The sequence below is a fragment of the Streptomyces sp. NBRC 110028 genome (genome assembly GCF_001417735.1).
In the GTDB taxonomy this organism is placed as follows: Bacteria; Actinomycetota; Actinomycetes; order Streptomycetales; family Streptomycetaceae; genus Streptomyces.
The window spans coordinates 34,652-52,892 of record NZ_BBUZ01000028.1 but is presented as its reverse complement, the minus strand read 5'-3'; the positions used below and the strand labels follow the sequence as shown (position 1 = coordinate 52,892).

At 75.2% G+C, this 18,241-nt stretch carries 17 protein-coding genes, 1 tRNA gene and 1 pseudogene; 9 read left to right on the top strand and 10 right to left on the bottom strand.

Annotated features, from left to right (window positions below):
* From ASC60_RS19410 to ASC60_RS19400, 3 genes are all read right to left on the bottom strand, one after another.
* Positions 1-1,149 (bottom strand): chitinase, encoded by a 1,149-nt coding sequence (locus ASC60_RS19410; RefSeq protein WP_055552597.1) that lies wholly within the window; start codon positions 1,147-1,149, stop codon positions 1-3.
* A gap of 105 nt (positions 1,150-1,254) precedes the next feature.
* The gene (locus ASC60_RS19405; protein ID WP_055553089.1) at positions 1,255-2,148 is read right to left on the bottom strand and encodes a spermidine synthase; all 894 of its coding nucleotides are present in this window, start codon (positions 2,146-2,148) and stop codon (positions 1,255-1,257) included.
* Between the two features lie 57 nt (positions 2,149-2,205).
* Complete coding sequence (locus ASC60_RS19400) at positions 2,206-2,619, bottom strand: hypothetical protein (protein ID WP_055552595.1); 414 nt, start codon at positions 2,617-2,619, stop codon at positions 2,206-2,208.
* A gap of 186 nt (positions 2,620-2,805) precedes the next feature.
* Between ASC60_RS19400 and ASC60_RS19395 the strand changes: the two genes are divergently transcribed.
* Positions 2,806-4,155: a hypothetical protein gene (locus tag ASC60_RS19395; RefSeq protein WP_055552593.1), complete on the top strand. Its 1,350-nt coding sequence runs from the start codon at positions 2,806-2,808 to the stop codon at positions 4,153-4,155.
* Positions 4,156-4,203: 48 nt separating this feature from the next.
* Here the strand turns inward: ASC60_RS19395 and ASC60_RS19390 are convergent, their stop codons facing one another.
* Positions 4,204-4,797 (bottom strand): histidine phosphatase family protein, encoded by a 594-nt coding sequence (locus ASC60_RS19390; RefSeq protein ID WP_055552591.1) that lies wholly within the window; start codon positions 4,795-4,797, stop codon positions 4,204-4,206.
* A gap of 299 nt (positions 4,798-5,096) precedes the next feature.
* On the opposite strand from ASC60_RS19390, the gene ASC60_RS19385 reads away from it, so the two are divergent.
* From ASC60_RS19385 to ASC60_RS19355, 7 genes are all read left to right on the top strand, one after another.
* The gene (locus ASC60_RS19385) at positions 5,097-6,203 is read left to right on the top strand and encodes a phosphatase PAP2 family protein (protein WP_055552589.1); all 1,107 of its coding nucleotides are present in this window, start codon (positions 5,097-5,099) and stop codon (positions 6,201-6,203) included.
* Entirely contained in the window at positions 6,097-7,371 is a 1,275-nt protein-coding gene (locus tag ASC60_RS19380; RefSeq protein WP_055552587.1) for a hypothetical protein, read from the top strand. Before ASC60_RS19385 ends, ASC60_RS19380 begins: the two co-directional genes overlap by 107 nt.
* Positions 7,362-8,936: a hypothetical protein gene (locus ASC60_RS19375; RefSeq protein WP_055552586.1), complete on the top strand. Its 1,575-nt coding sequence runs from the start codon at positions 7,362-7,364 to the stop codon at positions 8,934-8,936. Before ASC60_RS19380 ends, ASC60_RS19375 begins: the two co-directional genes overlap by 10 nt.
* A complete protein-coding gene (locus ASC60_RS19370) occupies positions 8,933-10,300 on the top strand; it encodes an AAA family ATPase (protein WP_055552584.1) in 1,368 nt (455 codons plus the stop codon). The genes ASC60_RS19375 and ASC60_RS19370 overlap by 4 nt, the downstream gene beginning before the upstream one ends.
* A 166-nt stretch (positions 10,301-10,466) precedes the next feature.
* Positions 10,467-10,832: a hypothetical protein gene (locus tag ASC60_RS19365; RefSeq protein WP_055552582.1), complete on the top strand. Its 366-nt coding sequence runs from the start codon at positions 10,467-10,469 to the stop codon at positions 10,830-10,832.
* Between the two features lie 160 nt (positions 10,833-10,992).
* Positions 10,993-11,610 carry a bifunctional DNA primase/polymerase gene (locus ASC60_RS19360; RefSeq protein WP_055552580.1) on the top strand — a complete coding sequence of 206 codons (618 nt, stop codon included), beginning with the start codon at positions 10,993-10,995 and terminating at the stop codon, positions 11,608-11,610.
* 88 nt (positions 11,611-11,698) lie between these two features.
* Positions 11,699-11,772: transfer RNA gene (locus tag ASC60_RS19355), tRNA-Lys, on the top strand.
* A gap of 19 nt (positions 11,773-11,791) precedes the next feature.
* Here ASC60_RS19355 and ASC60_RS19350 read toward each other — a convergent pair.
* The 6 genes and pseudogenes from ASC60_RS19350 to ASC60_RS19325 all read right to left on the bottom strand — a co-directional run bounded on the left by ASC60_RS19350 (position 11,792) and on the right by ASC60_RS19325 (position 17,773).
* Positions 11,792-13,009, bottom strand: a complete 1,218-nt coding sequence (locus tag ASC60_RS19350; protein WP_055552578.1) for a nucleotide disphospho-sugar-binding domain-containing protein — start codon at positions 13,007-13,009, stop codon at positions 11,792-11,794.
* A gap of 13 nt (positions 13,010-13,022) precedes the next feature.
* Positions 13,023-13,697, bottom strand: coding sequence for an SDR family NAD(P)-dependent oxidoreductase (locus tag ASC60_RS19345; RefSeq protein WP_234357026.1), 675 nt, complete (start codon positions 13,695-13,697; stop codon positions 13,023-13,025).
* Entirely contained in the window at positions 13,694-14,701 is a 1,008-nt protein-coding gene (locus tag ASC60_RS19340; protein WP_055552575.1) for an NAD(P)-dependent oxidoreductase, read from the bottom strand. Before ASC60_RS19340 ends, ASC60_RS19345 begins: the two co-directional genes overlap by 4 nt.
* Positions 14,702-14,774: 73 nt before the next feature.
* Positions 14,775-16,019 carry an FAD-dependent monooxygenase gene (locus tag ASC60_RS19335; RefSeq protein WP_055553087.1) on the bottom strand — a complete coding sequence of 415 codons (1,245 nt, stop codon included), beginning with the start codon at positions 16,017-16,019 and terminating at the stop codon, positions 14,775-14,777.
* 8 nt (positions 16,020-16,027) lie between these two features.
* A pseudogene (locus ASC60_RS19330) lies at positions 16,028-16,606 on the bottom strand (cyclase family protein); the annotation flags it as partial.
* Between the two features lie 342 nt (positions 16,607-16,948).
* The gene (locus ASC60_RS19325; protein ID WP_009717667.1) at positions 16,949-17,773 is read right to left on the bottom strand and encodes an AfsR/SARP family transcriptional regulator; all 825 of its coding nucleotides are present in this window, start codon (positions 17,771-17,773) and stop codon (positions 16,949-16,951) included.
* 249 nt (positions 17,774-18,022) lie between these two features.
* Here ASC60_RS19325 and ASC60_RS19320 point away from each other — a divergent pair, with 249 nt between their 5' ends.
* Positions 18,023-18,229, top strand: coding sequence for a hypothetical protein (locus ASC60_RS19320; protein WP_055552573.1), 207 nt, complete (start codon positions 18,023-18,025; stop codon positions 18,227-18,229).
* Positions 18,230-18,241 lie beyond the last annotated feature (12 nt).

Here is an 18,241-nt window from a genome sequence, read left to right as displayed (position 1 = left end):
TCAGCCCTGGTAGCCGCCCAGGGCCTTGGTGAACGCGAGCGCGTCCTGCTCGATCGAGCTGCAGGTCGCCGACGCCGACTTCCGGGCGCCGCCCGCGCACCGCTGGTCGCGGGTCGCGGACCACATCGACAGCCGGGCCAGCCCCTTGGACTTGGCGAACTTCACCAGCTGTGCGGCGTCGTCGACCGTGAATATCTCGTTCTTGACGTCGTTGACGCCGATCATCGGGGTGACGGCGACGGTCTTCCACGCCGCCTCGTCGCTCAGCCCCAGGGCGCGCTTGAGCTGCTTGTGGGTCGCGGTGGCCGCGTCGATCGCGTACTGGCCCATGTCACCGTCGAAGAAGGTGCCGTAGTCCATGGCCATGATGTTGACCGCGGAGATCTTCACCCCGTTCTCCCTGGCGTCGGCGACCAGCTCGGCGCCGTCCCGGGTGAGGCCGGTGGGCATCACGGGCAGGGTGAAGGAGACGTCCAGGCCGGGGTTCCGCTTCTGCAGCGCGGTGATGGCCCGGGCCCGGCGGGTGCCGGCCTCGGCGTTCTTCAGCGCCTTGCCCTCGATGTCGAAGTCGACCTTGGTGAGGTCGAACCGGTCCACGACCTCGCCGTACGCCGCCGTCAGCTCCTCCACCGAGGAGCAGGCGAGGGCCAGTTCGGAACCGGCCTGGCCGCCGAAGGAGATGCGGATGTCGCCGCCCTCCGCCCGCAGCGCCTCGGCCTGCGGGGCCACCTTGTCGGCGCCGAGGGCGGTCCTGCCGCCCCACTTGGGGGTGCAGCCGCCGCCGGGGGAGACGAAACCGAGCGTGAACTCCTTCACGCCGGTCCTCTTCGCGGTGGCGACCATGTCGTAGGGGACGTGGAGCGAGGTGTCGATGTACGGGGCGAAGCGGGCGTCCGCGGCCTCCACGGGGGGCTTCTGCGATCCCGACCCCGGCGCCGTGCCCGGTGTCGTCCCCGGCGCGGCTCCCGGCCCCGTACCCGGTCCCGTGCCCGCTCCGATGTCCGGTGGTGCCTCGTCCACCGCGCCCCCGCCGCCGACCGCGCTGCTCAGCGCGAACGCCGCCCCGCCCGCCACGAGGACGGCGGCGGTCGCTCCGATCGCCATCGTGCTCCGGCTCACGGTGCGGCGGCGGCTCCTGCGGCTCATCATGTGCCTGCCCTGCGTACGAAGTCGGGGGTGGTGTACGGGGGGCACGCTAGCGAGCGGATCCGGGGCACACGACCGGATCTGTGGAATGCGACAGATTTTCGCGGGTCAGTCGAAAACGGCCGCCGGAGGTGCCGGGGACCGCGTGGCGGTCGCGTCGGTGACCGGCGCCGCGCCACCGGTGAAGTCCGCGAGCGCGCGGCCGTGTTCGACCCGGGCGGGGTGCGGGTCCACGGCGGCGCGGCGGGTCAGCTCGGCCACCGGCAGCTCGTGGTCGGCGGCCAGCAGGACGGCGTTGCCGAAGCGGCGGCCGCGCAGCACGGCGGGGTCGGCGGTCAGGCACACCTCGGCGAACGCGGCGCGGGCGGTGGCGATCTGGGCGCGCAGATGGGCCAGCGGCGGTCCGTCGGCGACGTTCGCCGCGTACAGCCCGCCAGGGCGCAGCACCCGGCGGACCTCGGCCAGGAACTCCGCGCTGGTCAGGTGGGCGGGGGTGCGGGCCCCGCCGAAGACGTCCGCGATGACCAGATCGGCCCGGCCCTCGGGCAGCTTGGTGAGCCCGGCCCGGGCGTCGGCGCCCCGCACCCGTATCCGGGCGCCGGGGTCGAGCGGCAGCTCACGCCGTACGAACTGGACGAGCGCGGCGTCGATCTCGACGATCTGCTGGGTGGAGCGGGGGCGGGTGGCCGCGATGTAGCGGGCGAGGGTGAAGGCGCCGCCGCCCAGGTGGACGGCGTGCAGCGGGCGCCCCGGCGGGGCGGCGAGATCGGCGGCGTGGCCGAGCCGCCGCTGGTACTCGAAGTCCAGATGAGCGGGGTCGTCGAGGTCCACATGGGACTGCGGTTTGCCGTCCAGCAGCAGCGTCCAGCCGCGCGGGCGGTCGCGGTCCGGCACCAGCTCGGCGAGGCCCCCGTCGACGGGGGCGGTGATCGGCTCGGGGGTGCGCCCCCGGCCCGCCGCGCGCCCGCGCGCCGCCGGTCGCTTCTTCGTGCCTTTCGCCATGTGCCCCAGTATGGGCCGGGCCACCGACAGCCGGTTCGGCACCCTCCTGACCAGCGATCACTGGCAGCGGTCGACGGCCTCGATCGTGCGGGCCGCCTCACCGAGCGCGGCCCGCAGCTCCGCGGGGTCGGTGGCCCCGGTGTACGCGGCGTCCGGCGGCACCAGCCAGTGGGTGGGGGCCTGTCCCGGGGCGCCGCCGTCGTTTATCCGCATGCCGCGCCCGGCCGTCTGGGTGCAGGCGCTGCCCGGCATGTCCCAGCCGTCCGCGGTGCCGGGCGGCACCAGGAAGCCGAGGGTGTCGCAGGCGTTGTCGTGCATCACGGGGCCGAGGCCGTCGCAGCCGCGGCGCAGGATGTCCACCGCCTCCAGCCCTTGGCGGGCGGGCACGGTGACCAGATCGCAGTCCTGGCGCGGGTGATGTTGGGCAGTCGTCCGCGAGCGGCTGATGTCCACTCCGGCCTCCCTCTTCATCGGGTTGCACAGGGTTCAACGCTCGGCAGTGTCAACGGCTACGGCCGAATGCCGCCGTAAAGGATGGCAGTTCATGGCAGATCGCAGGCGACTTGTCTTTATTGCCGGAAACATCCCCATGTCAGGAACGTCTTAACCGGTACGGTGCTCCCCCGCCGACACGGCAGCACCGTAGGGAGGGTCACCATGAGGCCGCTTCCGGAATCGTCGTCTTCTCCGCCTCGCCGGCCGAACACCGCGTTCCGGCTGTTACGCGGGCAGCTCTCACCGGCCGAGTTCGCGGCGTCCGTACGGCGCGCGGCCCGCGAGATCGGCGAACAGGTCTCCTGTGACGCGCGCTACATCGGCCGCGTCGAGTCGGGGGCGATCCGCTGCCCCAACTACGCCTACGAGCGCGTCTTCCGGCATATGTTCCCCGGCCGCACCCTCACCGACCTGGGGTTCACCCCGCGCGAGGCGGTCCGGGGCCGCCCGGTCGGACCCGCCGCCGTACCGGCACCCCGCCCGGAGCCGGAGCCCCGCGCCCCGGCCGACATCGACATCTTCGAGGAGAGCGAACTGCTACGGCGTGCGTTCATGGCCGGCGGGGCGGCGGCAGCCGCCGAGGCCGTGCGAACCCCCCGGCGGGCCGGGCAGGCCGAAGCGGCCGCCGTGGAGGAGGCCGTGCGCCGGATCCGGCTGCTGGACGACCGGCACGGCGCGGACAGCCTCTACGTCCACACCGCCCGCCCGCTGAGCGCCGCGTACACGCTGCTCGACGCGGGCGGCCACAGCCGCTCCGTCGCGGAGCGGCTGTACGCGGGCGCGGGTGAGCTGGCCATCTCGGTGGGCTGGCTCGCCCATGACTCCGGGCGGCTCACCGACGCCCGCTCGCACTACGCGGAGGCGCTGGCCACCGCGCGCGTCACGGGCGATCCGGCCCTGGAGGCCCACGCGTTCTGCAACACCGCCTTCCTGGCCCGCGACGCGGGCCGCCCCCGCGAGGCCGTGCGCGCAGCCCAGGCCGCGCAGCGGGCCGCGCGGCGGCTCGCCTCGCCCCGGCTGCTGTCGCTCATCGCGCTGCGCGAGGCGGGCGGCCGGGCCTGGCTGGCGGACCGCGGCGGCTGTGAACGGGCCCTGCTGCGCGCCCAGGCGCTCTTCGGCCGCGGCCCCCGCGACGACGACCCGGAGTGGATGACCTTCTTCGGCGAGGCCGAACTGGAGGGCCTGGAGGCGCAGTGCTGGTCGGCGCTGGGCGACTGGGGGCGCGCGGCGGAGCACGCGCGCCGCGCGGTCTGCCTCCAGAAGCCCCACTTCACCCGCAACATCGCCCTGTTCACCACGGAGCTGGCGAGCGACCTGGTCGCGGACGGCGAGCCGGAGGCGGCCGCCGCGGCGGCGGACCGCGCCCTGGGCCTGCTGAACCAGGTCACGTCCTCCCGGATCCGCCGGATGCTGGAGGACACCGCCCGCCTGCTGCGCCCGCACGGCCGCAACGCGACGGTCGCCGGATTCCTCGCCCGCTATCAGCAGACCGGCCGCGAGAGCCCGGCCTGACGGTGGGTCTGCCCGACCCGCCCGCCGTGGCCGGTGTGCCGGCGGGGGTCAGGCCAGGTGCCCGGTGTCGTTCCAGCGCTCGATGGCCGGTTCGCCGTACGCCCAGCCCAGGATCGACAGGGACGTGGGGTCGAGGCGTACGCGGGCCGCGAAGGAGGCGTCGTAGCCGAGCCAGCGGGCCCCCAGGGTGCGCAGGATGTGGCCGTGCGCGAAGACCAGCACATCGCGGTCGGCGGAGCGCGCCCACTCCACCACCGCGTCCGCCCGGGCGGTGATCGCGGCCAGGGACTCGCCCTCGGGGACGCCGTCGCGCCAGATGAGCCAGCCCGGGCGGGCCGCCTTGATCTCGTCCGGGGTCATCCCCTCGTAGGCGCCGTAGTCCCACTCCAGCAGGGCGTCCCACTCCTGCGCCCGGTCGCCGAAGCCCGCCAGTTCGCAGGTCTCCTTGGCGCGTACGAGCGGACTGGTGCGCACCTCGACGTCCGGCAGGCCCGCCCACGGGTCCTGGTGCAGCCGCTCACCGAGCAGTTTGGCGCCGCGTCGCCCCTCGTCCAGCAGCGGAATGTCCGTACGGCCGGTGTGCTTGCCCAGGAGCGACCACCGCGTCTGTCCGTGCCGGGCCAGGAGGATGCGTGGTGCCATGGGGGTCGCCTTTCACCGGATACGTGCCTGCCGCGCGCCCCGCGCGCCGTGACACGCGGCCGCCCGCGGATACCTGCGCTGTACGCGCCCCGGCGAACAGAACTCTGTCCATCCGCCGTCCATCCATCATCGCGCACGTGATCGAGAGGCAACCTCGGGGGCACTCCCGGCGTCTTCTCCCTCGCGCGGTCCTGGGCCGTGGGTCTCCGGGGGCGGTGCGGGGACCGCCTCGACTACACCGTACGGTTGATCGCGCGCCATATTGTGGCCGCCCGACTTTTAACTGGGAGAGCGTCCGGATGCCCCAAACCGCGCCCCGTGCCGGAGTGACACTGGGCAGTCGGCCCCGTTGGTGGACCGAGCTGCCGTTGATCGCGGTGGTGTACCTCGCGTACGCGGGCGGTCGGCTTCTGGGCCAAGGCGATGTGTCCACGGCCGTCGAACACGGCCTGGCGATCCTCCGTTTCGAGCGGCGGTTCAACATCGACTTCGAGTCGCCGCTCAACGACGTGTTCACCAGCCACGCCTGGATAGGCATACCGGCCGACTTCGTGTACGCGTCGCTGCATTACGCGGCCACCCCGGCGGTCCTGGTGTGGCTGTGGAAGCGCGGCCGGTCCGCGGACTACCGCTTCGCCCGCACCTGGCTGCTGATCACCACGATGATCGGACTGATCGGATTCGTCGTGGTGCCGACCTGCCCGCCGCGGCTGCTGGAGGCGAGCCAGGGCTTCGTCGACACGATGGCCCAGTACAGCTCGTACGGCTGGTGGGGCGGTGAGGCGAGCGCGCCGCGCGGCATGGGCGGACTCACCAACCAGTACGCGGCGATGCCGAGCCTCCACGTGGGCTGGGCGCTGTGGTGCGGCATAGCGCTGTGGTGGCAGGGGCGCTCGGTGTGGGCGAAGATCGTCGCCGTGGCCTATCCGCTGGTCATCGCCCTCGTGGTGATGGGCACCGCGAACCACTACTTCCTCGACGCGGCCGCCGGCGCCGCCGCCGTGGGGGTCGGGGCGCTGCTGACCCGGCCCGCGCTGCGGCTGGCGGACACCGTCCGCGAGCGCTTCCGCCCGGCCCGCGCCGTCACCGCGACCGGCGCCGCGGCCCGTACGGCCGATGTCTCCACGGACGCCTCCACGCCCGCCTCCGCGGACGTCTCCACGGAGGCGGGCGCCGCCGGAAACCCGGTCGGAAACCCCGGCGCGGCCGCGAATGTCAGTGACAAGTGCGAGACTTCGGCCCGTGAACGGGAACGGATCCCCCGACAGCAGGGCAGGGGCGCGGACAGGCAACGTACGGATGGCGGCGACGGCCTCGGACGGCAAGCCGGTGCCGGTGCCGGCCGCGCCCGGGGCACCGGTGCGGGCGGCAGCGGCTCCGACAGCGCTGCGGCACCGGCTCGCTGAGCTGCGCGGCCCGTCCGCCGTTCCGCACCCGATGGACGCCCGCGCGCTGGCCGCGCTGGCGGCCAACCCCGGTTGCCGCCGCCGGGCGTTGCTCGACGGCGCCGGGGTCGACAAGGGCGCGCTCGCGCGGGCGCTCGGGACGCCCGCGCCCTTCGGCCAGTCCCAGTTCGCGCACCAGCGCGGCAACACCTTCGAGGCCCGGGTCAAGGCCGACCGCGGCGCGCTGCTCATGCGGCTGTTGCACGAGCGGCTGGCGGACGGTTCGGCCGCGCCCGACCCGGACACCACCGCGACCCCCGATCTGACGGCGGCCGGTCTCCAAGGGCGCACGGCCCGTACGGCGCTGGCGCTGCGGGAGGCCACGGCGGCGGGGCGGTGGGCGCTGCTCGACCATCCGATGGTGAGCCTGGACGTCGCGGGCTCCCCCGCCTTCCTGGAGCCGGACGCGGTCGTGGTGCACCCCGACGGCTCCTGGACGGTCATCGAGATCAAGTCCTTCCCCATGGTGGACGGCGCCGCCGACCCGGCCAAGGTCGGCGCGGCGGCCCGGCAGTCGGCCGTCTACGCCCTGGCCCTCGAGCGGGTCGCGGCGCACCTCGGGGAGGTCACGGAGGGTCCGGAGGGCAAGGAGGACGGCGTCCCGGCCCGGGTGCGGCACGAAGTGCTGCTCGTCTGCCCCAAGGACTTCTCCAACCTGCCGACCGCCGAGCTCGTCGATGTGCGCAAGCAGCTGGCCGTGACCCGGCGGCAGCTGGGCCGGCTCACCCGGATCGAGGAGATCGCCGCCGCCCTCCCCGAGGGCACCACCTTCGACCTGCGGCTCACCGAGGACGGCCGGACCCCGACCCGGCCCGTCGAGGAGCTGACCGCCGCGGTCGAGGCGGTGGACGCGGCGTACGCGCCCGAGTGCCTGTCCACCTGCGAGCTGGCCCTCCACTGCCGGGCGCGGGCCCGGGCGACCGGCGCCGTCGAGTCGCTGGGGCGCGGCGTCCGGGGCGAGCTGGGCGGGCTGACCACGGTGGAGGCCGTGCTCACGGCCGCCCTGGAGGGCGGGGACGACCCGGCGCCGACCGGCGACCCGGCCGTGGACACCCTGCGGCGCGCGGCGGCCCTGCGCGCCGAGGCCCTGGCCCTCGCCCCGGGACCTGCGGAGGCGGTATGTCGCTGATCACCACGCTGGCCCGGATGGAAGCCGTCCGGGAGGGCCGGGCGCGGCCCGCCGCCACGGTGCGGCACCGGCATCTGTCGCGGCGGCCGCTGGCGTTCGTCCCGCTGACCACCGCGGGCGAGACGGGCGCGCCGCTCGGGGCGCTGGTGGGCACCGACCGGGACGCGCCGCGGCTGCTGGTCGTCGCGCAGCCGCGCAACCGTGATCTGCGGTTCGCGTTCCTCTCCGAACTGGCGGAGGAGATGCTTCCGTACCTGGAGGGGTACGCGGACGACGTCGAGCTGGAGGAGCGCAAGGAGACCGACCCGGAGACCGGGAAGAAGGTGCCGGTCCAGGTCGAGCTGTGCGCGGACGCGCCGCAGCTGCTGGTGCCCAGCGGCGCGGGCGTGGCGTTCGTCCGGCTGCTGGGGCGGTCGATGCGGTTCCGGCGCACCGCCGAGCAGGACCCGGAGACGCCGTTCCCGGCGCCCGCGCGCGTACCGCTGCTCGGCCGGTGGCTGACGCACTACGGGGAGCGGTCCCGGGTGCCCGGCTCCTCGCTGCTGCTGTCGCTGACCGAGCTGCTGGGCCGCCACTGGGCGACCGGGCAGAGCAACCTGGAGGACCAGCACCTGGGATCGCTGCTGGCCTGGATCGACCCGCCGGAGGGCGTCCCGGGCGCGGAGGCGGCGCTGCACACCGAGTCGGCGCGGGACGGGGACGGGCAGCTGCTCCACCCGCCCGCGGGCCCCGCCACCGATCCGGCGTTCGACAACAAGCTGCTGGCCCCGGCGATGTCCCGGTACGACGCGGCGCGGTCCGAGGTGACCGGCGGCGTCGCCGGAGGGGAGGCACGGCTGCGGATGGCCGAGGCGGAGCTGCGCGAGCTGATCGCCTCCCAGCTGCGCCCCACCTGGGACGCGCTGTGGCGGGGCGTGGATCTGCTGCGGGAGCTGCCGGAGGGGGCGCGGGTGGCGGACCGCTGGAAGCGGGACCGCTGGTCGTACACGGCCCACCGGGACCGGCTGCGGGCCGGTGAACCGCCCCAGCCGAAGCGGGACGACGCGGTGACGGCGGCGCAGAAGCTCGCGGCGCGCGAGACCGCGCAGGCCCAGCTGGACGCGCAGGAGGCGCTGGACGATCCGCTGGTCATGGCGGGGCGGCGGCTGTCCGGGGAGGCGTTCGCGGGCGAGGTCACCGAGGTGGAGATGGCCTGGTCGGAGGCGAAGGTGCCACGGCCGAGGCCACTGGTCACGGTGCGCACCGAGGACCGTCCGCACCTGGCCGAGCGGATGAAGCTGTACCGGCTGACGGACGACGGCCGGACGCAGACCGGGGAGTTCGCCGGGGAGGACGCCCCGGGGATGCTGGTGGTCCGGCTGACCGGTGGGATGGGCCGGGGCAAGGAGCCGGAGCCGGGTTCGGTGCCCGAGCCGGGCGACCGGGTGTGCTGGACGCTGTTCGAGCACGCGCCCCGGGGTGGGCCCGAGCTGCCCGGCCCCGAGAGCACCCCGTGGACCCACGGCGGCCCGCCGGACCCGGCCGCGCAGGACGCCGACCCCGTGACCGAGGAGGACTACCTTTGATCGCCACGGACCGGGCGGCCCGTACGGGGAAGGGCGAGCCGTTCGACCCGTCGGCCGCGGCCGCGCGCGCGACCGACGCGATCCTGCACGACACGCTGCACGGCACCCACCGCGGTGTCGTCGTGGATTCCCCGCCCGGTGCGGGCAAGTCGACGCTGGTCGTCCGGGCGGCCCGGGAGCTGGCCGCCGCCGGGCGGCCACTGATGGTGGTCGCGCAGACCAACGCGCAGGTGGACGACCTGGTGGACCGGCTCGCCACGGCGGACCCGGACCTTCCGGTCGGCCGGTTGCACAGCAGCGATCCGCATCCGTACGACCCCGTGCTCGACGACCATCCGGCGGTGCGCTGCTCCGCGAAGGTCGCCGACCTGGCCGGGCTCGGCATCGTGGTGTCCACCGCCGCGAAATGGGCCCACGTCAAGAACGTCGAGCCGTGGAGCCACGCGATCGTGGACGAGGCGTACCAGATGCGCTCGGACGCGCTGCTGGCCGTCGCGGGGCTCTTCGAGCGGGCGCTGTTCGTCGGCGACCCCGGGCAGCTGGACCCGTTCAGCGTGGTGGGCGCCGATCAGTGGGCGGGGCTGTCGTACGACCCGTCGGCGAGCGCGGTGACCACGCTCCTGGCGCACAACCCGCGGCTTCCGCAGCACCGGCTGCCGGTGTCCTGGCGGCTGCCCGCTTCGGCCGCGCCGCTGGTGTCGGACGCGTTCTATCCGTACACGCCGTTCCGCAGCGGCACCGGCCACGGCGACCGGCGGCTGAGCTTCGGGGTGCCCTCGGACGGTTCGGGGCCGGACCGGGTGCTGGACGAGGCCGCCGTCTCGGGGTGGGGGCTGTTGGAGCTTCCGGCCCGCCACACGCCGCGCACCGACCCGGAGGCGGTGGCGGCCGTGGCCCAGGTGGTCCGGCGGACGCTGGACCGGGGCGGCGCGGCGGTCAGCGAGCGCGCCGACGAGCCGGCGCCGCTGACGGCCGACCGGATCGCCGTCGGCACCGCGCACCGCGACCAGGCGGCGGCCGTGCGGGCGGCGCTGGCGGGGCTGGGGGTGTCGGGCGTCACCGTGGACACGGCTAACCGACTCCAGGGACGTGAGTTCGACCTGACGGTGGTGCTCCACCCGCTGTCCGGCCGCCCCGACGCGACGGCCTTCCATCTGGAGACGGGCCGGCTGTGCGTGCTGGCCTCGCGCCACCGGCACGCGTGTGTGGTGGTGTGCCGGGCGGGGGTGGCGGAGCTGCTGGACGAGCATCCGTCGACGGAGCCCGTGCAGCTGGGCGTGACGGTGAAGTTCCCGGACGGATGGGAGGCGAACCACGCGGTCCTGTCGCACCTGGCCGAACACCGCGTCTCCTGGCGCCCGTAGGCGTCTCTTGGCCGTGAGCCGGGGCCGGGACCCCGGCGCTGGGTTCGGAGGAGGGGCCGGTGGGGAGACACCCCTGGTGGGGGCGGCGGTCTTGCCCCTCGCGCGACAATGGGAACAGGACGCACCGCGAACCGAACGTGTCTCACGACCCAGGAGGAGAGATCACATGCCCGAGCCGGATGCGGCTCAAGGCCCGCACAGCGCCGCGCCGCGGCGAATGAAACCGGCCGCGCTGCTCTTCGAACCGGCCGCCGCCGTCAAGGACGAGGCACACTTCTTCGACCTGGAGTCGATCGAGGACCCCCGCGAACTGCTCACCCGCTCGACCGAGCTGGTGCTCGCCTTCCGCGCGGCGACGGACCGGGCCATGGAGTTTCAGGCGATGGCGGCCGCGCAGCTCGCCGATCCCAGACGGTTCGACCGGCTGACCCCCGCCGCGATCGCCGAGCGGGCGGAGTGGACCGAGGACTACGCCAAAAAGATGATCGAGTTCGGTCGCGAACTGATACAAAGCGGCGAGCTGCCGGACTGATGGGCGTACTCCGTACGGGAAACCCCCATGAACGGGCGGCGACCTGCAGCTATCACGCGCCGGGGGCATATGCGAGCGGAAGGTACCCCATCCCCCCGCGCCATGTCCCGGTTTTACCGCATCCCCCGACACCTCCCCCGCTGACGGTAATTGTAGAAACATGAGCAGAACGCCTCGGGACTCACTTCACACCGCCGCCTACGTCACCCCGGCCGGTGCCGACTGGCTCGCCTCCGCCAGCCGGTCCCCCCGCGGCGTCCACGCCCTCTGGGCGGAGCATCCGGCGACCTCGGTCCCCCTGCCGTGTGGCACCGCGTTCGACGTCGTCAGCATGGACGCGCTCTTCGGGCGCAGGGTGGTCAGCCGGTTATGGACCGACGGCCCCGGCACGGGTCCGGTGGCCGCCCAGGGCAGCCGGGTCATGCTGTTCACCACCCCGGGCGCGGCACAGCGGCTGCCCGCGCTGCTCGGCTGGGAAGAGTGGGGCGGCACGGCACCACCACTGCTCTGCTACGGCTGGGGGGACACGGTCACCGTGCCGCCCCTGTACCCCCTGGACCCCGGGCCGGGGGAGCCCGAGCCCCCGGCGGAGATCGCCTCGTACGACGCCCCCTCGCCCCGCTGGCTCGTCGCCCCCGACGTCCGCAGCCCCTGGCTGCCCGGCCCCGAGGTGCTGCTGTGGGCCTGTGTGCGGGCGGCCCGCACGCTGCGCGCCCCGGCCGGCACGGACGCCGACGACACCGCTGTGACCAGCGCACCCGCCCTGTTTCCGGGCTGAGAGCAGGCGGAATCCGGGCGGACAGCGGGCCGAGGACATCGATTTTCACTTCGCCTGACCCGGGTGCTAAGGTCTTCTACGTCAGCAGGCGCCGCTAGCTCAGTTGGTTAGAGCAGCTGACTCTTAATCAGCGGGTCCGGGGTTCGAGTCCCTGGCGGCGCACCGACATACGGAAGGCCTCTCACCACGGGTGAGGGGCCTTCCGTATGTCCTCGGGGCGGGTGGTCAGCCGCACCACCGCCGCCTCCGGGCCGGGCATCGACCGGGCCTCCTCCCGCAGCGCACGGGCCGCGACCAGATACGAGGGCTGCTCCAGCAGCGCGAACAGGTCCCGGGCCAGCTGGGCACCGGCCGCCGGGGCGGTGCGGGGCGAACCACTGAGGAGGTCGGCGGAGGTGTGCGCCCCCGCGCCCGTGAGGGCCACCCGCGCGCCGTTGAGCCGCTGCTCGGGGCGGGGCGCGACGATCAGCTGCGGCACCCCGGCCACGGCGGCGGCCAGCACGGCGGCCCCGCCGCCCTGGTGGAGCACCGCGCGGCAGCCCGGCAGCATCCGGTGCAGCGGTCCGGCGGGCGGCCTCCCCCCGGCGGCGCCGCCCAGCCGGACGACCTCCACCCCGCGCGCCTCGGCCGCCCGCAGCGCCGCCCGGACGGCTTCGGGCGGGCCCGCGGGGTCCTCCCACACGGCGCAGATCCGGGTGGGCCCGGTGCCCGGCCCGGGGCGGACCGGATCGTACGAGGGGTCGCCCGCCGCGTCGTACGCCCCCTCGTACGGGACGAACCGCACCGGGAGCCTCCGCTCCGGGGAGGGCAGCGCCAGGCTCGGCGGGCAGGGATCGAGCCACAGCTCCGGCTCGCGCGCCGGATCCGCGCCGTAACGCCGCATCAGGCGGGCCAGTCCGGGCAGCGGCGGCCCGGACAGCCGCTGCCGGTCCAGGCGCAGCAGCGCCGTGCTCCCCCACAGCTGGCCGACCGCGGGCACGCCCAGCGCCGCAGCGGCCACCGGGCCCGCGTACGTGCTCGCGTCGTGCACCACCAGCTCCGGCTGCCAGCAGCGGGCGTAGGCCACCAGGCCCTGGGCCATCGCCTCGGCGATGGCCACCCACCGGTCCCCGAGGGCGCGCAGCGCCCCGTGCTGCTCCGGGCCGAGCACCCCGGGCCGCACCGGCCAGTCCGCGGGCCAGATGCCGCGCGCGCCGCGCGCCACGGACGGTGGCGTGCCGAGCGCGCGGGGCAGCACCCCGGCGTGCACCGGCATCAGCCCGGCGCGGGCGACCGCCGCCGCGCAGCCGCCCGGGACCGCGACCCGCACCTGGTGACCCGCCGCGAGGAAGGCCCGGGCGAGCGGCACCAGCGCGACCAGATGCCCGCCCGGGGCCCAGGTCGTGAACAGGACGCGCACGATCCCTCCCCGGTCAGCCGCCTGTGAGCGTGAGGGCGTGGCCGGTGAGCTGGGTGTTGGCCGCCGAGCAGAGGAACAGCAGGGTCCGGGCGGCGGCCCCGGCCACCGAGGGCGCGCCCTCCGGGCACACCGCGTTGACCAGCACGCCGTCCGCCGCCACCTGCCCGCTCAGGCCGCGGGCCAGGCCCTGCAGCCCGGCCTCGGCCGCGCCGTGGAACTCGTCGGGCACCCGGCGCGAGGACACCAGCGCGATCCGGCCCCAGCCGCGCTCCCGCATCCCGACGACGGCGCACTGCACCGTGCGGATCACCGGGGCCAGGCTGTCGGCGACGACCGGCAGCCAGTCCCCCTCGGGGATGTCCTCGAAACGGGCGCGCGGATCGCATCGCGCGCCCCGCCGCCAGGCGTTCGCCACCAGGACGTCGAGCGCGCCCCAGCGCTCCTCGACGGCGGCCACGACCCAGCGCGGCGACGCGGAGTCCTCCAACGCGTACGGCACGGCGAAGGCCTGGTTGCCGTCCGGGCCCGCCAGCTCGGCGGCCAGCTCCTCCGCGGCCTCGCGGCGGTTCCGGAAGGCCAGCGCCACCCGCGCGCCCTGCGCCGCGAAGGCGCGGGCGGCGGCCCGGCCGACGACACCGGTGGCGCCGGTGACCAGGACCGTGCGCCCGTCCAGGCCGAGGTCCATCATGGGCGCGCCACCACCGCGCGGTCCGGCGCCCCCGCCTCGGCCAGCTGGTCGCGCAGCGACCGGACCGTGCCGAACCGCGGCCGCCAGCCCAGCAGCAGCCGGGCCCGGGAGATGTCCACCCGCTGCCAGCCGGGGCCCGCGGGGTGATCACCGGCGCCCGGCTCCTCCACCAGCGGCACGCCGAGCCCGCTGAGGACGATCATCCGCTCCACCAGCCGCCGCACGCCCAGCGCCTGGCCACAGCCGATGTTGACCACCTGTCCGCTCACCCGGGGCGCGGTCGCCGCCGCGAGGGCCGCGGCGGCGACATCGCGGAGGTCCACGAAGTCCCAGCGCCCCTCCAGCGGTTCCAGTCGCAGCGGGCCGGGGCAGTGGGAGGCCAGATGGCGGGCGACGGTGCCCAGGAGGTCGGCGCGGGGCGCGCCGGGGCCGAAGACATGGGCGATCCGCAGCACCGTGCCGTCCACCGGACCGGCCCGGGTGGCGCGCAGCAGGGACTGCGCGCCGAGCAGCTTGGTGCGGCCGTAGGCGCTGACCGGCGCGGGCGGCAGGTCCTCGGTGATGCCGACGCCGCGGCACACCGGGCCGTACTCGTGGACGGTGCCCAGCTGCACCAGCCGGGGCCGGTACGGCAGCGCCGCGGCGGCCTCCACCAGGGTGCGCACCACCCCGGCGTTGACCGCGGACAGCTCCTCCTCGGTGCCGCCGTGGGTGAGCCCGGCCGCGTTCACCACGACGTCGGCCGCGGCCCCGGCGAGGACGGCGGCCAGCTGTCCGGACGGAGCACGGGTGAGGTCCAGCCCGGCCCAGGAGACGGCCTCACCGGGCTCCGGCTCCCGGCGGGAGACCACCAGCACCCGGGCGCCCACGGCCTCGAAGGCGCGCCGGACCGCGCCGCCCAGGGCGCCGGTGCCGCCCAGCACCACGACGGACAGCCCGGCTGCGTCTGACACCTTCGGCACCATCGGCACCTCCTCCCGGTCGTACCAGGCGGTCGTTCTCATGAGAACTCCATGGTCGCCGCCGTGACTTGAGGCCGCCTCGACCCGCCACCGGGGGCCGACGCGCACCGCCCGCTCATGAGCGCCCGCACACCCTGGCGTCCATGACGCGGATCGACGGCCCGCCGAACGCGATGCGTTGGAGCATCACGCGGTGCAGTGGGGTGTGGCGCAGCACCCGCGCGAGATGGGGGCGCACACGAGTGGCGAACGCGCCGCCCGAGAGCAGGGCCCGGCTCTGCCGGGTCTGCGTCCGTATGACGGCCGCGACCTCGGGCCCCCGGCGCCCCTCGAAGGCGGCGAGGCGGTCCGCGCCGAGGTCACCCGCGGCCAGCGCGCCGGCCAGCACGGGGTGCAGCACCACCGCGTCCTGGATGGCGAGGGTGATGCCCTGGGCGGCGATCGGGCCGTGGGTGTGGGCGGCGTCCCCGATCAGCACCAGCCCGTCGTCCACCCAGCGCCGGGCGCGGGCCGAGAAGACGTCCAGCAGCCCGAGGTCGCCCAGGGCGCGGACCTGTTCGCGGATGGCCGTGGCGTACGGCGGCACGGCACGCGCGAGCCGCTCCCTGACCCGGTCCGGGCCGAGCGCGGTGAGGGCGCGGTGGCCGTGCTGCGGCAGCGTCCAGCCCAGCTGGACACGGTCCGGCCAGGACCCGTGGACCACCACCGGGCCGTCCCCGGTGCGGAACACCCGCACCTCGCGGAGCGGCGGGGCGTCCGCGCCGCCCGCCCTGAGGGTGCACCACAGCAGCACTTGGTGAAGCGCCTCGGTACGGCCCGCGCCGATTCCGGCCAGCCGCCGGACCCGGGAGTAGCGGCCGTCCGCGCCGACCACGACGCGGGCCCGCACGGTGCAGCGGCCCGCCGGGCCGTCGGCGGTGACCCCGGCGATCCGCCCGTCCCGCCACACCAGACCGCCGACCCTGCGGCCGGGCAGATAGTGGAAGCCGGGCCGGCGGCGGCAGTGGGCGAGGAGTTCGTCCAGCAGATGCGTCCGGGGCAGGGACAGCAGATGGTCGTACGGGGCGGGCAGGAGCCGGTAGTCGGCCTCCAGCAGCATCCGGTCGCCCTCGAACAGCCGGAACCGGTCGAGCTCCTGGGCGCCGCGCGCCCGCGCCCCGGCGAGCACCCCCAGCTCGTCCAGCAGCGCCAGCGCGCCGGGCTGCAGGATCTCGCCACGGGACTCCCGCTCGTGCGCGCGGGCGCGCTCCAGCACCGTCACCCGCGCCCCGGAGCGCAGCATCAGCAGCGCCAGGACGAGACCGGCGGGGCCACCGCCGACCACACAGACCTCGGTGTCGACCTCCTGATGCGCCGTCACCACCGGACTCACGCCTCGTCGAGCAGGGCCACCGCGCGGGTCCAGCCCGCCCCCGCGCCCGCGCCCGCGGTCCGCACGGGGAAGCAGGCGACCCGGAACCCGGTGGGCGGCAGGGTGTCCAGCCGCGCCAGCCGCTCGATCTGGCGGTACTCCCGGCGGCGGCCCGCGAAGTGCGCGGGCCACAGCGCCGACCGGTCGCCGGTGGCGTGGTAGCGGCGGATCATGTCGTGGAACGGGGCGTCGAGGCTGAACGCGTCGGTGCCGATCACCCGGACCCCCAGGTCGAGGAGGTAGTCGGTGGCGGGGCCGTCGAGGCCGGTGAAGTCGGTGAAGTACCGGGGTGTACCGGCCCAGCAGGCGGCGCCGGTGTACAGCAGGACGATGTCCCTCGGGCGCGGACGGCAGCCGGTCCGGGCGAGCGCCTTCTCGATGTCCTCGACCCCGGCGGTGCGGGTGTCCGGGTCGGCGCCGGTGATGTCCAGCACGTGCGCCGGGCGCGGGAACCACTCGCGCGGCATCCGGTCGATGACGCGCGACGCTCCGTACGCACCGGTGGCGCCGCAGGGCACGGGGGCGTCCACCGGTGTGGACAGGTCGACGATGCGCAAGGCGCCCCCTCGGCTGGTGTCGGACGGGCGGGATACGGGACGGGCTGCGTACGGGACAAGACGGGGCACAGGCGGTGTACGGGACAAGTCGGGGTAGGGGGCGGGCGGCGCATCGGACCGGCCGACGGGAAATGCACTACGGCTCCGCTTGCCCGCGCGGGGGGATCGGGCAGCGGAGCCGTAGCAGACCCGGCTGAAGGGCGGCGCCGGGCGTTGGGGGGGAGGAGCACCGGGCGGGCCCAGGGGAGGTGACGGGGCCTGTGCGGCGGGTCGAGCGGTCGAGCGGGTCAGGGCGTCGGACGGACCGTCTCGGTGCGGCGGTCAGGCGGCGAACAGGTCGAGCACCGGCCGGCGCCAGTGCCCCTCCAGGTCGAGGTCGAGCGCGGGGTCGGAGGCGAGCACCGCCTGCTGGAGCTTCTGCAGCCGCGGCGACGGCTCAAGCCCCAGGTCCTCGACGAGCCGGGCGCGCAGCCCCTGGTAGACCTCCAGTGCCTGCCAGGGGCGGCCCGCCCGGTACAGCGCGGCCATGCACTGGGCGTGCAGCCCCTCGTGCAGCGGATGGCGGGCGGTCAGCTCGGTCAGCTCGGTCAGCAGCTCGGCATGGCGGCCGAGCCGCAGGTCGGCCTCGATCCGGCGCTCCAGAACGCCGAGGCGGCTCTCCTCCAGCCGGGCCAGCTCGATCTCCAGGACCGGACCGACCCGCACATCCACCAGCGCCGGACCGCGCCAGACCGCGAGCGCCTCGCGCAGCAGCAGGGACGCCTCGACATCGTCCCCGGCGTCGAGCGCGTCGCGCCCCGCGGCCACCAGCCGGTCGTACTCATGGATGTCGACCGCGCCCGGCTGGGCCTCCAGGACATAGCCGCCGTACCGGGTGGCCAGCACGTCCTTCGAAGCCTGCGGCGCCTGGGGGCCGTAAGCGGCGGCCAGCCTGCGGCGGAGCTGAAGGATGTAGGTCTGCAAGGTGGTGGGCGCACTGCGCGGCATCTGCGTGCCCCAGATTTCCTCCATAAGAGTGGGCACCGGCAGCATCTGGTTGGCGTAGACGGAAAGCAGTGCAAGGATCTGCCGCGGCTTGCCCGCGCTGGGCACGATCGACTGACCGCACGCCTCGACGCTCAGCGGCCCCAACACCTTGATGTCCATGGTCCTGTACCTCCGTCAACGGTCCGTCAGGTGCCTCCTGGCCGCGCGGCCGTGCCATCGAGGCACAGAAAAGACTCGCGGGTGAGCGGTGCATCCGACCAGTGCCGGAATACCGAAGTCGGTATGAGTCCTGGGAGTTCGACCCATGACAAATTCACACCCTGGCGATGACGGCGGCACTGGCCCGCGGCGGCGGCCCCGTCGCGGCCCCCGGTCCACGACCGCCTCCCACCCCGAGGAGAGCCTGTGATGACGAAAGCCTCCATCCCCACGCAACCCACGCGGTCCCTGCCCTACACCGCCCGAGTGCTCCCGGACGGCGGGGAGGCCGCCGACGGCGGCCCCCCGGCCGTCGCGGACTCCGACCCGGACGACCTGGTCATCGAGGACCTGACCGACGCCGGGTGGCCGACCGTCGCGCCGCGCATCTGCATCTGCACGTTCAGCGGGGAATGAGGGACGGGGACA